The sequence below is a fragment of the uncultured Caulobacter sp. genome (assembly GCF_937900395.1).
Lineage (GTDB): Bacteria > Pseudomonadota > Alphaproteobacteria > Caulobacterales > Caulobacteraceae > Caulobacter.
The window spans coordinates 1-13378 of sequence record NZ_CALCDX010000128.1 but is presented as its reverse complement, the minus strand read 5'-3'; the positions used below and the strand labels follow the sequence as shown (position 1 = coordinate 13378).

Below are 13378 nucleotides of genomic sequence, written 5' to 3'. Positions count from 1 at the left end.
ACGCCCAGGCGACACCAGCCTGAAGTTCCCGGCTTTCTCATGACCAATCCCACCGCCCTGGCGTTCGGCTATCCCGGTTCCAAGATCGCGGAGACCGATCACTGGCTGATTCTGCTCCGCCCCAAGCAGCCGACATTTGGGTCTTTGGTGCTGGTGTGCAAGGAAGCTGTCCAGGCGTTCTCCGAGGTGAGTCCCGCCGCCTTCGCGGACTTGCAGGTCGCCGTGGCCGGCATAGAGCGCCTGCTGAAGGCTCAGGTCGACTATGAGAAGATCAACTACCTGATGCTGATGATGGTCGACAAAGACGTCCATTTCCACGTGGTGCCGCGCTATGCGGGCGTTCGCGAGCACGAAGGCCTGACCTTCCCGGACGCCGGTTGGCCGGCCGCGCCGGCGCTGGGCTCGGCCGTGGAGCTGTCGTCCGACGCGGTCGAGCGCCTCGCCGCCCGTTTCGCCAAGGCCTGGGTCCAAGCGTGAGCGCCAGGGACATGTCCGCCGGCCCGCTGCGGCTGATCGATCGCTACCTGCTGCGCCTACTGTTCTGGCCGCTGGTCGGCTGCCTGGGCGTCACGGTGGTGGCTCTTCTGCTGGAGCGCATCTTGCGCCTTCTCGACGCCCTGTCGCAAAGCAGCGCGCGGTTCGGCTATGTCGCCCAGCTCGCCGCCAATCTGGTGCCGCACTATCTGGGCCTGGCCCTGCCGGTGGCCTTCTTCGTGGCGCTGTTCATCGTCATCGTAAAGCTTTCGGACGGCTCGGAAGTCGACGCCCTGCTGGCCAGCGGCCAGTCGCTGGAGCGGATCGCGGCGCCCTTCCTGGCGGTCGGCCTGTTCCTCAGCGTCTTCAGCCTGATCGTCTTCGGCTACATGCAGCCCTACAGCCGCTACGCCTATCGGGCGGTGATGCACGCGGCCGTCAACGCCGGCTGGAACGGACGCCTGGCGGGCGGCGCCTTTATCGACGACAAGGGCTCGCTGCTGACGGCCGACAGCGCCGATATCGCGGGCCAGCGCCTGACCCGGGTGTTCATCCGCCGCCAGGACAGCAAGGGCCAGGAAGAGATCATCACCGCCGCCTCCGCGGACCTGAAGGTCGATCCCGGCGGCAAGACCGTGACCATGGACCTGCGCGACGGTCGCCGCATTGGCCGAGACGCCAAGGGCGAGTATCGCAATCTGGCCTTCAGCAGCCTGACAACCCAAACGCCCCTGGCGGCGGCGGCCGTCTTGCTGCGTGATCGCGGCGGCGACGAGCGCGAACTCACGCTCGGCGAGCTGGCCCAGCAGGCCAAGCTGCCGAATCCGGTGGTGTCCAAGGGGACATTGCTCAGCGAGCTCTACGGCCGGCTCGCCCGCGCGGCCTTCCTGCCCTTCCTGCCACTGCTGGCCTTCCCGCTGGGCCTGGCGTCCAAGCGCGGCAACCGCGCGCCGGGCCTGATCATGGCCGGCGTGCTGCTGCTGGCCTTCCAGCATGCCCTGCTGCTGGGTCAAAGCCTGGCAAAGGCGGACAAGATGGCGGCGGCGCCGGCCATCTGGATCCCGTTCGCCCTGTTCTCGGGCTTCGCTCTCTGGCTGTTCCTGGGCAGCCGCACGCGGCCGGGCGACACGCCGGTCTCGCGTCTGGTTCGCCGCATCAACAATCTGGTCACGCGCCTGGTGCGCGCTCTGCCCCTGCCGAAACGACAACCCGCATGAAGCTGCAGCTCTACGTCCTGCGGACCGTCGCCACCCGCATCCTCGGCGCGGCGCTGATCCTGATGTCCATCCTGCAGATTCTGGACCTGCTGGACGTCACCACCGACATCCTCGACCGCGGCCTGGGCGTCGCGGGCGTGGCCTATTACGCCGCCCTGCGCCTGCCGCGCCTGTTCGAGCAGGTGGCGCCGATCGCCGTGCTGGCCGGCGGCCTCTTCGCCTTCTCGCAGCTCGCCCGCGAAAGCGCCGTGGTGGCCATGCGCGCCAGCGGCATTTCCGGCTATCGCATCGTCGCCATGGCCATGCCGGCCGTCATCGTCGTCATGCTGCTGGACGCCCTTTGCGGGCAGGTCCTGGCGCCGCGCGCCGATCCGGCCCTGGCCGACTGGTGGAAGAACACCACCCCGGTCGCCGAGCGCAAGGCGCCCTCGCCCCGCACCTTCCGCGCCGGCGCCGACCTGGTCATTGGGACCGACGCCTCGGCCGACGGCCGGCAGATCACCGGCCTGACCATCTTCCGCCGTAACGCCAAGGGCATACTGGTCGAGAAGGTCGAAGCGCCGAAGGCCCTGTACGCCAACGGCGTCTGGACCCTGGAAGATCCGAAGGCCACCCGCTTCGTCGGCGACCTGGCCCAGGCCTCGACCGCCGCCTCGACCCGCTGGCCGACGGCGCTGCGCCCGCAGGACGTCCAGGGTCTGTTCGGCGACGACAGCGCCCCCACGGCGGCCTCGGCGCGGCGCGCGCTGGAGAACGGCGGCTCGGACCGGCCGGAAAGCTTCTACGCCACGCACTTCCAGGCGGCGTTCGCCAGCCCCTTCGTCTCGCTGGTCATGCTGCTGCTGAGCGCGCCCGTGGCTCTGGCCAACTTCCGCAGCGGCCAGGGCGCGGTCCTGCTGACGGCGGGGCTCGGCGCGGGCCTCCTGTTCCTGGTGGCGAACGGCATGCTGACCGCCCTCGGTGAGTCCGGCGCGCTGTCGCCGCTCCTGGCCGTGTGGGCGGCTCCCGCCATCTTCGGCGCGCTGGCTGCGCGCACCTTCTTGGCCCTGGAGGGGTGATGCCTTTCGACTCCACGAACGCCGACTTGCAGGTCATCCCGGTCAAGACGCCGGAGGAGCTGAAACGCTTCATCGCCCTGCCGGCGCGCCTCAACGCCAAGGATCCGAACTGGATCACGCCGCTCTTCATGGAGCGGACGGAGGCGCTGACACCGAAGACCAACCCGTTCTTCGCCCACGCCGAAGTGCAGCTGTTCCTGGCCACGCGCGGCGGCCGCGACGTCGGCCGGATCAGCGCCCAGATCGACCACCTGACGCCGCAACCGACGCCAGGCCGCCTCGACGGCCATTTCGGCATGATCGCCGCCGAGGACGACGCGGCCGTCTTCCAGATCCTGTTCCGCACGGCCGAGGACTGGCTGCGCGCGCGCGGCCGCACGCACATCGTCGGCCCCTTCAACCTGTCGATCAACGAAGAGGTCGGTCTGCTGGTCGAAGGCTTCGACACGCCGCCGATGATCCTGATGGGCCACGACCCGGCCTATGCCGGCAAGCGCGTCGAGGAGCAGGGCTTCGTCAAGGCCAGGGACGTCTTCGCCTATCTCGCCGACGAGACCGGCGACATCCCAGAGATCGCCCAACGCCGGGTCAAGCGCGGCCTGCCTTCGGGCGTGGTGCTGCGCCAGCTGGACATGAAGCGCTACGACGAGGAGGTCGAGACCCTCACGGACATCCTCAACGACGCCTGGAAGGACAACTGGGGCTTCACCCCCACGACCGAGGCCGAGACCCGCCAGCTGGCCAAGGCGCTCAAGGCCGTGATCGACAAGCGCCTGACCTGGTTCGCCGAGATCGACGGCGAGCCGGCCGGGTTCCTGGTCTTCCTGCCCAACGTCAATGAGGCCATCGCCGACCTGAACGGCAAACTGCTGCCGTTCGGCTGGGCCAAGCTGCTGTGGCGGCTGAAGGTCAAGCGCGTGAAGTCGGCCCGCATTCCGCTGATGGGCGTGAAGCGCAAGTTCTCGACCACACAGCGCGGCCGCATGCTGCCGTTCTGGATGATGAAGGCGGGCCGCGATACGGCGATCGGGTTAGGCTACAATCGCTTCGAGATCTCCTGGGTGCTCGAGGACAACACGGCCATGTGCCACATCGCCGAGAATGTCGGCGGCACGCACTACAAGACCTACCGGATCTACGAGAAGGCTCTGTGAGCGGCTTCAAGGCGCTGATCCTGGCCGGATCGCGCGGCGGCGAAGTCGACCCCGCCGCCGCCTATGCCGGCGTCACGCACAAGGGCCTGATCGTCCTGCAGGGCCGGACGCTGTTGGATCGCGTGCTGGGCGCCGTCCAGGCCGCTGGCGCGCAGACGATCGGCGTCTCGGCCAACGACGAGACGATCCGCGCGGCCCTGGCCGGTGCGAATGTGAAGGTCCTGCCGCCGTCGGCCGGTCCCAGCCAGAGCGTCGCCGATGGCGCGACGACCCTGGGCTTTCCGCTGGTCGTCACGACGGTGGATCACGCCCTACTGAAACCGGATTGGATCACCCAGTTCGTGGCGGACACGCCGGTCGACGCCGACGTCGCCGTGCTGCTGGCGTCGGAAGAACGCGTGCAAGCCGCGGCTCCGCAGACCAAGCGAACCTATCTGAAGTTCCGCGACGGTCGCTATTCGGGTTGCAATCTCTTCCTGCTGCGCAACGAGAACGCGCTGAAAGTGATCGCCGTCTGGCGCAAGGTTGAAGCTCTGCGCAAGCAGCCGTGGAAGATCGCCGCCATGCTGGGGCCAGGCTTCCTGATCCGCTACGCCCTGGGCCTGCTGACGCTGGACGAAGCCGTCGCCCGACTGGGCAGGCTGGCGGACGTGAAGGCCGCCGCCGTGCGGGCGCACGACGGCCTGGCGGCGGTCGATGTCGACAAGCCGTCCGACCTGGATCTGGTTCGGGAACTGGTGGGCGAGGCCTAAACGGCCTCCGCCTCCTTGGCGGCCCACTGCGCCGTCAGGGCGCGGTTGCGGACCAGGTCTTCCGGGAAGTCCATCTCGGCCCAGTCCAGACCCTCGATCGAGCGAACGCGCACGGCGTCATGGTTCTGGGCAATCTCGTTGATCACGCTGAGATACCAGCGCTTCAGCCCCTCGGGCGTGCGCATAATCGCCTCCAGCGTCTTCACGAACAGGGCCGAGCCTTCCGTGTTGAAGCGCAGGAAGCCGATCGACTCGGCGTCGTATTCGGTGATCGTCTTGCCGATGGCGCGCAGGGCGTCGCCTTCGGTGAGCACCTTCATGTCGTCGGCGTCGTAGCCGCCCGCCTTGCGGTCGACCGTCACCGTGATCGGCGCGTCCGGCGCACTGATCAGGCGCTCGGCGATGGCGGGCTCGAACAGCGTATCGCCGTTGAGGATCATGAACGGCCCGCCGCGCATCTCGTCACGCGCCAGCCAGCAGGTCGCGAGGTTGTCGGTCACGCTGTAGAACGGGTTGTAGAGCGTGCGGACGATCATGCCCGGCAGCGTCAGCCGGGCGATCTCGGCCTCGACCAGATCGCTGCGGAAGCCGGTGACCACCACCGCCTCCGGCACGCCCGCCTGATGCAGATGGCGCAGCTGCCATTCCAGGACGGTCTTGCCGGCCAGCTCCACCAGGCACTTGGGCCGATCGTCAGTCAGCGGCGACAACCGCTTGCCCTGACCGGCGGCGAGGATGAGGGTCTTGACCGGCTGCATGTCGTTCTAAAAATCTCGCTGGATCGGGGCTTGTTCTAGCCCACAAGGAATCGTCGGACCGCGAACCGGGCGGCCGCGAGCGCATAACTGAGCACGAACCGGCCTCGCGGCAAGTCCGCACGCCCCCTCAAAAGCCGCCCGCCTTCCGTTGCGCAAGCCTCGCCCGACTCTTTTTTGTCCAAAACGATCAATCCGCCACGGTCGATCTCGCCTAATCGGCTCTTGATCCCGCCACACCCCATGGTTCAGCTTCGGTTCAGCTTGACCTGAAGATTGTGTGGAGGATTGACGGCCTCCCCTTCCGGAACCTGAACCATTCCACCATATGCCCATTGTCATATTCGGGTGGGGGCCTCGGAGTCAGACCAGGAGGCGTCGTGCAGCGCGCGGAAAGAAACATTCGTCAGCCCGCTGAGGAAAAGCCCGCCGAAGGCCTTCGCCTCGCTCTTTTCTCAGGCAACTACAACTACACGCGCGACGGCTCCAACCAGGCGCTGAATCGCCTCGCGGCCTATCTGATCGAGGCTGGCGCGACGGTCCGCGTCTATTCGCCGACCACGGACACCCCGGCCTTCGAGCCCGCCGGCGACCTCGTCTCGGCGCCGTCCGTCGCCATCCCTGGGCGTAGCGAATATCGCCTGGCGCTGGGCCTGACCTCCAGTCTGAAGGCCGACCTGGCCGCCTTCCAGCCGAACATGGTCCATCTGTCGGCCCCGGATCTTCTCGGCTCGCAGGCGGGGCGTTGGGCCCGCGCCGCCGGACTGCCGGTGGTCGCCAGTCTTCATACGCGCTTTGAGACCTACCTGTCCTACTACGGCCTCGACTGGCTGCGGCCCACCGTCGAGCGCTATCTGGATCGCTTCTATCGCGGCTGCGACCGCGTGCTGGCGCCGAACGCGCCGATCGCGGACCTCCTGCGCGAGCAGGGCCTTGGCGAACGGGTGCGGGTGTGGGGGCGCGGCGTCGATCGCGGCCGGTTCTCGCCCGAGCGCAAGGACATGGCCTGGCGCCGGTCCCAGGGGATCGCCGACAATGAGGTGGTGGTCGCGTTCCTGGGGCGCCTGGTCATGGAAAAGGGCCTGGACGTCTTGGCCGAGACCCTGGCGCTCCTCGCCGACCAGCCGATCCGCCCACTGATCATCGGCGATGGCCCGGCCCGCGCCTTCCTTGAAGAGCGCGCGCCGAACGCGATCTTCACCGGTCATCTGGACGGCGACGCCCTGGGTCGCGCCGTCTCCAGCGCCGACATCCTGTTCAATCCCAGCCTGACGGAGGCCTTCGGCAACGCCAGCCTGGAAGGCATGGCGGCGGGCCTGGCGGTTCTATGTCCCCGCGCCCCCAGCACCAGCGCCCTGATCACCGATGGTCATGACGGCGTCCTGGCGCCAAGCGCCGACGCGGCGAGCTATGCGACGGCCCTCCGCGCTCTGATCGCCGAACCGCTGCGTCGCCTGAGGATCGGAAGAGCGGCGCGCGCCTCCAGCGCCGCCTATGACTGGAATGCGATCTGCGCGGACGTGTTGGACGTCTATCGCGAACTGGGAGCTGCTCCGGCCGCTCGCGCGCGCTCGGCGGCATGACCGAAAAAGCGAGTAAACGCGGAGCTTCGGCGCGAGGCTGGCTGCTCACCGCCGGCGTCGCGCTGTTGGCGATCCTGCTGGCCACGCACGGCGCGGGCGCCGTGCGTGAAATCCTGGCCCAGGTCGGCTGGCAAGCCGTTCTGGTCATCGTGGCCCATCTTCCGGTGACGTTCTTCGCCACGGTCGGCTGGCAAGTGTTGCTGCCGCCCGACCGCCGCCCGTCCCTGCCCTTCCTGTTTCGCCTTCGGCTGATCAAGGAGGCGGTCAACGCCCTGCTGCCCGTGGCCCAGGTCGGCGGCGAGGTGGTCCGCGCCAAGCTGGCCGTCCGCAGGGGCCTCAGCCTGGCCGAGAGCACGGCCAGCTGCGTCGTCGACGTCCTGGCCGGCACGGTGGGCCTTGTCCTGTTCGTCCTGACCAGCCTGGCGGTGGCCCTGGTCACGCTGCGCGACCCGCGCCTGGCGCAGGCCGGCCTGACCTTGGTCGCCATCGTAGCGCTGATCGCCAGCGCCATGTTCATCGCTCACAAGGCCGGCGTCGGTCGACGCATCGGACAGTTCTCGCAGCGTTGGACGGCGATCGCGAGCCGCGTCGGCGCGCTGGGCGACGCCTTTCGCGACATCGGCGCGCGTCGGAAGGAGATCGGCGCCTCCTGGGCCTGGCACATGGCGGCCTGGCTGGCGGGAGCCTTCGAGACCTATGTGTCGATGTGGGCGCTGGGCCTGCATCCTACCCCGGTCCAGGCGCTGATCGTCGAAGGGCTGGCGCAGACGGCCAAGGTCGTGGGCTTCGCTATCCCCGGCGCGCTAGGCGTTCAGGAAGGCGGCTATCTGCTGCTGGGCGGCGCATTGGGTCTTTCGCCGGACCAGGCGATGGCCCTGTCGCTGCTGCGACGGCTGCGCGAGCTGACCTTGGGCGGCCTGGGCCTGGTCCTGTGGCGCGCGACGCGTCCGGAAGCGCCCGTGGTCGCAGGCGAAACGCCGCAAACGGTCAATCCATAACTCCCACATTGCAGGATATTATCCTGTATTTTGACATTGAATCCGCCGCCGCGCGCCGCTACGAAGGTGGCGGACTCTGCGCGCGAGGGAGGCGGCGTGATCCTGGATCGGCGCACCTTGCTGACGGGCCTCGCGCTCGCGCCTAGCATCTCGATCGCCAGGGAGGTCGCGCCCGTGCGGGCTTTTGATTTCGAGACATCGCCGCAGACGCCCTTCGACCCCGCCACTGGCCACGGCTGGGAGCCAGGCCCCGGCCGCCTGTTTTCGGTTCGCGTTCCCGAGGGCGACTATCGCGTCATCCTAGAGCTCGGCGGCGCCAAGGCCTCGGAAACCACCGTCAAGGCCGAGTCGAGACGGCTAATGCTCGAGAGCGTCCCCGCCGCCGCGGGCAAGACCGAGAGCCGGACAATCGTCGTCAATGTGCGTCGTCCCGATCTCGCCCCGCCGCCCCCAAACGCGCCGGGCGGGACCCGAGTGCTGCTCAACCCGCGCGAGGAAGGCAGCTACGACTGGGACGACAAGCTGACCCTTGAGTTTCTCGGCCCGACCGCCGCCGTCCGCCGCCTGCGCGTCGAGCCCGTCACCGTCCCGACCGTGTTCCTGGCCGGCGACTCCACCGTCACCGATCAGCGCTTCGAGCCCGCCGCCGGCTGGGGCCAGATGCTGCCCCGCTTCTTCAAGCCCGAGATCTCGGTCGCCAACCACGCGGAGTCCGGCGAGACGCTCAAGTCGTTCCTGATCGAGCGCCGCCTGGACAAGATCCTCAGCCGGATCAAGCCCGGCGACTGGCTGCTGATCCAGTTCGGACACAACGACCAGAAGACCCAGTGGCCGCAGAGCTACGCCGAGGCCGCCACGACCTATCGCGACTATCTGCGCGTCTATGCCGGCGAGGCGCGGCGGCGCGGCGCGACGCCGGTGTTCGTCACGTCCATGCATCGCCACCAATTCGACCCGGCCGGAAAGGTGGTCGACACCCTGGGCGACTATCCCAGGGCCATGCGCGAGACGGCGCGCGCGCTGGACGTTCCGCTGGTCGACCTACACGCCATGAGCGCCGTGTTCTACGAGGCGCTCGGGCCCAAGGAGGCCTGGAAGGCGTTCAATGACGGGGGCAAGGACCTGACCCACCACAACAATTACGGCGCCTATCAACTGGCGCGCTGCGTGGTGGAAGGTCTCCGCGCCAGCGTTCCCGCCCTGGCCGCGCACCTGGCGACCGACTTGGCGCCGTTTGATCCGGCCCGTCCGCCTTCGCCGGACACCTTCGCCTTGCCATCCAGCGCGGCCGCCAGCCAGGAGCAGCTCCGTGGAAACTGATCGCCGCGCCCTGCTGGGCCTCGCCGCGGGCATGGCCGCCCTGCCCGCCCTCGCTCGCGCTCAGAACGCCCCTTCGGTCGTCGAGACCGTGGACCTTTGGCCTCAGGGCGCGCCAGGCGGCGAGAAGGTCACGGTCACCGAGCAGGTCATCCTGCGCACGCCGGGCGGCGATCCGAACGACACCGCATTCCTGAACGTGACCAAGCCCTGGCTGACCATGCGCCGGCCGCCCAAGCCGAACGGCGCGGCGGTGCTGATGATCCCCGGCGGCGGCTATGCGCGGGTGGCGGTGAGCAAGAACGGCGGCCCGATCGACGCCTGGCTGGCCAGCCTGGGGATCACCGCCTTCGTCATGGATTACCGCCTGCCCGCTGATGGCTGGGCCGCGGGCCCGGACGTGGCGCTGCAGGACGCTCAGCGCGCCATCCGGCTGATCCGGGCGCGAGCGCCGTCGCTTGGGGTCGATCCGGCCAGGGTCGCGGTGATCGGCTTCTCCGCTGGCGGCCACGTCGCCGCGCGCCTGGCGACACAATATGGCCGTGAGACCTACGCGCCGGTCGACGAGGCCGACAAGCAGCCGACCCGTCCCTTCGCGGCGGGGCTGTTCTATCCCGTGATCACCGGCACGCCCCCCCACGCCCACGGCCAGTCGCTAAAGCAGCTGCTGGGTCCGAACCCGACAGACGCCCAGCGCCAGGCCGTGTCGGCCGAGCAGCACGTACCCCCTGACGCCCCGCCGACCTTCATCGCCGCCGCGGCCGACGACAAGGTGGTGCCGGTCGAGAATAGCGTCCTGATGTGGCAGGCCCTGCGCGCCAAGAAGATCCCGGTCGAGATGCATCTGCAGGAGGTCGGTGGTCATGGTTTCGGCCTAAAGGGGCCCGACGGACAGGTCGCGCCCTCTATGCTGGCGCTGGACGCCTTCTTCCGACGGCATGGTCTCTACGCGTGACGAGGAGCGCCCCCGCGCTGGCGACGGACGCGATCAACGCCGCGATCGTCCACGCCCACGCCCAGGGCGGCGGCGAGGTCGTGCTGCCGGCGGGTCGCCATCTGTCCTTCTCGATCCGGCTGCTCAGCGGCGTCACGCTCAGGCTCGAAGAAGGCTGCGTGCTTGAGGCGGCCGATCCGGCGCGCCACGGTGGGGCCTATGATCCAGCCGAGCCCAATCCGCACGATCTGTGGCAGGACTTCGGGCACAGTCACTGGCGCAACAGCCTGATCTGGGGCGAGGACCTCGAGGATGTCGCGATCCTGGGGCCCGGCCGCATCGACGGCGCCGGCCTGACCCGAGAAGGCCCCGGCTCGCGCTGGTCGCGCCAGGCCGGCGAGTTTCCACTCAGCATGGCCGGCCTATCCCCTGAGGCCATGGCCGAGCTGTCGCCGGCGATCGAGGCCATGGCGGGCCTCGGCAACAAGGCCATCGCCCTCAAGCGTGTGAAGCGAGCGCGGATCGAGGGCCTGACGATCTTCCGGGGCGGCCACTTCGCGGTGCTGGCCAGCGGCTGCGAGGACCTGGTCCTGCGCGACCTCGTCATCGACACCAACCGCGACGGCCTCGATATCGACGCCTGCCGGGACGTGCTGGTCTCCGGCTGCCGGGTCAACACGCCCAACGACGACGCCATCGTACTGAAGAGCTCCTTGGCCCTGGGCGAGCCCTTCGCCACCGAGCGGGTGACCATTGAGCACTGCGAGGTCAGCGGCTTCGACCTCGGGACGATGCTGGACGGGACCTTGGGTCGGACCCAGCAGCTCGCGCCGGATCAGGATCGCGTGACCGGCCGCATCAAGCTGGGCACGGAGTCCAACGGCGGTTTCCGCGACATCGTCATCCGCGACTGCCGCTTCACCCGCTCGCGCGGCCTGGCCTTGGAGGTCGTCGACGGCGGGACGATGGAGAACGTCGTGGCCGAACGGCTCGTGATGCGGGAGGTCACCACCGCGCCGATCTTCCTGCGCGTCGGCGACCGACGTCGGGGGCCGGAGGACACGCCTCTGGGCGCGATGCGAAACATCGTCCTGCGCGACATCGAGGCGACCGACATCCTGCCGGACTACGCCGCCACCATCGCCGGACTGCCAGAGTCGCCGATCACCGACGTGACCGTGTCGAACATCCACCTGTCCTATCGGGGTGGCGGCGCCGCCACGTGGGCGGAGCGGCGTCCCGAGGACCTGCCGCACGCCTATCCCGAACCCAGCATGTTCGGCCCCTCCCCGGCCCACGGCCTGTGGGCCCGGCACGTGGACGGCCTGAAGATCGAGAACCTCATGATCGAGACGGTCGCCCCGGATCCGCGTCCGGAGCGCCGGTTCGAGAATGTCCGCGAGACGGAGACCGCCTGATGCTGGACCGCCGCAGCCTGCTGGCGAGCCTCGCCGCGACGCCTCTGCTCAGCGAGAAGCGCCTCTTCTCCGACGACTTCCGCCAAGGCCTCGGTCAATGGGTCATCGAGGCCGAGAAGCCGGCCTCGGTCACGGCGCAGAACGGCGTACTCGACATCGTGACGCCGGCGGGGCTGACGGCGTGGTTCAAGCGCGAACTGACGGATCCGGTCGCGATCACCTACCAGGCCATGGCGGTGTCCGAGGGCGGCCCCTACGATCGGGTCAGCGACCTGAACGCCTTCTGGATGGCGCGCGAGGTCGGCGGCGGCTCGCCGTTGAAGCATCGCCGAAGCGGCGCGTTCGCCGACTACGACACCCTGGAGACCTACTATGTCGGTCAGGGCGGCAACGGCAATACGAGCACCCGCTTCCGGCGCTATGTCGGCCGACCGGGCGACCGGCCCCTGTTGCCGCGTCATGACCACGCCGCTCCCGACGAGATGCTGACGCCGAACCGCTGGACGTCGGTGCGGCTCGTCGCCGACGGTTCGCGCATCGAATACTGGTGCGACGGCCGGCGACTGTTCGACCTCGACGATCCGGCGCCCTACCGTCGCGGCTGGTTCGGCCTGCGGACCACGCAGAGCCATCTGCGCATCCGAGACTTTGCGGTTACCCGCCTCGGTCGCTGACAACCCACGCAAACAGAAAAAGCCGGCGCGGGGCGGAAGTCCCCGGCCGGCTTCCTTCCGGTCGCGAAAAGCAAAGAACAAGGGAGCGAGGCGCCCGCCGCGCCTCGCTCCCAGTCGCGCCCTAGAACTTCAGACCCATGCCAACGAAGAAGCGGCGGCCGAAATAGCCGAGCTCGGTCAGGCGGATGTCGCCAGCGGTCGAGCGCTCTTCTTCCTTGGTCAGGTTCTTGCCTTCGACGAAGAACGAGATGTTCTGGACGCCAAACAGCTGCTGCGGCTTCCAGGTGATCTTGCCGTCGAGATAGCCGGTCGGATCTCGGTAGACCGGCTGGCCCGAGTTGTCCGCGGCCGAGACCAGATACCTGGACCGGTAGTTGTAGGCCAGACGGGCGTTGATCGGACCCTTGTCGTACCAGACCGTCAGGTTGGCGCTGTCGGAGGACAGGCCCGGGAACGGCAGCGGCGAGCCGTCGAGCTTGTTGTGCTCGAACACGATCGGGCCGGTGGCGTTGCCGACGCCGTCCTCCGCGGAGCCATCCGCGTCGCGGCGCCAGAAGCGCTGCGCCAGATACAGCACGCCCAGGGGTTCGTTCGCACCGGCCGTGCCGCTGGCAAGCCGGTGCGCATGGAAGCGCAGCGCCCGTTCCATTGCGGCCTGCATGCTGGGTGCGCTGAGCAGGGCATAGCCGTACATGCCGTAGTCGGTGAGGCGCATCCCGCCCCCCACGAGTGCGGCCCATCCCGCCTTTGGCGACAGCCTGCCGGCGTTACGGCACACCACGAGGAACTGATGGACCGAGATCCGAGTGTGGGCACTCGAGGCTTCGGCCTGCGACAGACTGGAGCCGGCCAGCAGCAGCTTGGTGTCCACCCCCAGTTCACTCAGGGCGCGCATGACGGCGTGCACCTTGAACGGCGCGTACCGCTTTTCGTGTAGCGCAAGCGCCGTGTTCGGTCTCGGTGTCGTACTCATGACGTGTCCTTAAGTCGCACTGTCGCCTTCCGCATTCTCCACACGGAGAACCCGGGGCGGTTCAATCGGCT

13 protein-coding genes are annotated in these 13378 nt (G+C 68.6%); 11 read left to right on the top strand and 2 right to left on the bottom strand.

The genetic code is table 11. From position 1 onward, the window contains the following. Positions 1-39 precede the first annotated feature (39 nt). Genes Q0379_RS10725 through Q0379_RS10705 form a run of 5 tightly spaced genes read left to right on the top strand, consistent with a single transcriptional unit; the run spans position 40 to position 4655 of the window. On the top strand, positions 40-477 hold the full coding sequence (locus tag Q0379_RS10725) for an HIT family protein (protein ID WP_299008168.1): 438 nt from the start codon (positions 40-42) through the stop codon (positions 475-477). Beyond that, entirely contained in the window at positions 474-1691 is a 1218-nt protein-coding gene (locus Q0379_RS10720) for an LptF/LptG family permease (RefSeq protein WP_299008165.1), read from the top strand. Before Q0379_RS10725 ends, Q0379_RS10720 begins: the two co-directional genes overlap by 4 nt. Next, the gene (locus tag Q0379_RS10715; RefSeq protein ID WP_299008162.1) at positions 1688-2749 is read left to right on the top strand and encodes an LptF/LptG family permease; all 1062 of its coding nucleotides are present in this window, start codon (positions 1688-1690) and stop codon (positions 2747-2749) included. Before Q0379_RS10720 ends, Q0379_RS10715 begins: the two co-directional genes overlap by 4 nt. Next, positions 2749-3903 (top strand): ceramide synthase, encoded by a 1155-nt coding sequence (gene bcerS / locus Q0379_RS10710; RefSeq protein WP_299008159.1) that lies wholly within the window; start codon positions 2749-2751, stop codon positions 3901-3903. The genes Q0379_RS10715 and bcerS overlap by 1 nt, the downstream gene beginning before the upstream one ends. After that, on the top strand, positions 3807-4655 hold the full coding sequence (locus Q0379_RS10705) for a nucleotidyltransferase family protein (RefSeq protein ID WP_299008202.1): 849 nt from the start codon (positions 3807-3809) through the stop codon (positions 4653-4655). The genes bcerS and Q0379_RS10705 overlap by 97 nt, the downstream gene beginning before the upstream one ends. Here the strand turns inward: Q0379_RS10705 and Q0379_RS10700 are convergent. Then, positions 4652-5413: an NTP transferase domain-containing protein gene (locus tag Q0379_RS10700; protein ID WP_299008157.1), complete on the bottom strand. Its 762-nt coding sequence runs from the start codon at positions 5411-5413 to the stop codon at positions 4652-4654. The genes Q0379_RS10705 and Q0379_RS10700 overlap by 4 nt on opposite strands. A 377-nt stretch (positions 5414-5790) precedes the next feature. Between Q0379_RS10700 and Q0379_RS10695 the strand changes: the two genes are divergently transcribed. The 6 genes from Q0379_RS10695 (at position 5791) to Q0379_RS10670 (ending at position 12334) form a co-directional block, all read left to right on the top strand. Continuing rightward, positions 5791-6993 carry a glycosyltransferase family 1 protein gene (locus tag Q0379_RS10695; RefSeq protein WP_299008154.1) on the top strand — a complete coding sequence of 401 codons (1203 nt, stop codon included), beginning with the start codon at positions 5791-5793 and terminating at the stop codon, positions 6991-6993. Next, positions 6990-7991 (top strand): flippase-like domain-containing protein, encoded by a 1002-nt coding sequence (locus Q0379_RS10690; RefSeq protein WP_299008151.1) that lies wholly within the window; start codon positions 6990-6992, stop codon positions 7989-7991. The genes Q0379_RS10695 and Q0379_RS10690 overlap by 4 nt, the downstream gene beginning before the upstream one ends. A gap of 96 nt (positions 7992-8087) precedes the next feature. Continuing rightward, positions 8088-9311, top strand: coding sequence for a rhamnogalacturonan acetylesterase (locus tag Q0379_RS10685; protein WP_299008148.1), 1224 nt, complete (start codon positions 8088-8090; stop codon positions 9309-9311). Positions 9312-9342: 31 nt separating this feature from the next. After that, positions 9343-10263 carry an alpha/beta hydrolase gene (locus Q0379_RS10680; protein ID WP_299008200.1) on the top strand — a complete coding sequence of 307 codons (921 nt, stop codon included), beginning with the start codon at positions 9343-9345 and terminating at the stop codon, positions 10261-10263. Further along, positions 10260-11660, top strand: a complete 1401-nt coding sequence (locus Q0379_RS10675) for a glycosyl hydrolase family 28 protein (protein ID WP_299008145.1) — start codon at positions 10260-10262, stop codon at positions 11658-11660. The genes Q0379_RS10680 and Q0379_RS10675 overlap by 4 nt, the downstream gene beginning before the upstream one ends. Then, entirely contained in the window at positions 11660-12334 is a 675-nt protein-coding gene (locus Q0379_RS10670; RefSeq protein ID WP_299008143.1) for a DUF6250 domain-containing protein, read from the top strand. The genes Q0379_RS10675 and Q0379_RS10670 overlap by 1 nt, the downstream gene beginning before the upstream one ends. Positions 12335-12455: 121 nt before the next feature. Here Q0379_RS10670 and Q0379_RS10665 read toward each other — a convergent pair whose 3' ends face one another. Continuing rightward, positions 12456-13307 carry an AraC family transcriptional regulator ligand-binding domain-containing protein gene (locus tag Q0379_RS10665; RefSeq protein WP_299008140.1) on the bottom strand — a complete coding sequence of 284 codons (852 nt, stop codon included), beginning with the start codon at positions 13305-13307 and terminating at the stop codon, positions 12456-12458. Positions 13308-13378: the final 71 nt, after the last annotated feature.

Excerpts from the sequence above, each read along its gene's own strand:
- Q0379_RS10670 (WP_299008143.1), top strand. The coding sequence starts at position 11,660 with ATGCTGGACCGCCGCAGCCTGCTGGCGAGCCTCGCCGCGACGCCTCTG.
- Q0379_RS10680 (WP_299008200.1), top strand. The coding sequence starts at position 9,343 with ATGGCCGCCCTGCCCGCCCTCGCTCGCGCTCAGAACGCCCCTTCGGTC.
- Q0379_RS10690 (WP_299008151.1), top strand. The coding sequence starts at position 6,990 with ATGACCGAAAAAGCGAGTAAACGCGGAGCTTCGGCGCGAGGCTGGCTG.
- Q0379_RS10700 (WP_299008157.1), bottom strand. The coding sequence starts at position 5,413 with ATGCAGCCGGTCAAGACCCTCATCCTCGCCGCCGGTCAGGGCAAGCGG.
- Q0379_RS10725 (WP_299008168.1), top strand. The coding sequence starts at position 40 with ATGACCAATCCCACCGCCCTGGCGTTCGGCTATCCCGGTTCCAAGATC.
- bcerS (WP_299008159.1), top strand. The coding sequence starts at position 2,749 with ATGCCTTTCGACTCCACGAACGCCGACTTGCAGGTCATCCCGGTCAAG.
- Q0379_RS10715 (WP_299008162.1), top strand. The coding sequence starts at position 1,688 with ATGAAGCTGCAGCTCTACGTCCTGCGGACCGTCGCCACCCGCATCCTC.
- Q0379_RS10665 (WP_299008140.1), bottom strand. The coding sequence starts at position 13,307 with ATGAGTACGACACCGAGACCGAACACGGCGCTTGCGCTACACGAAAAG.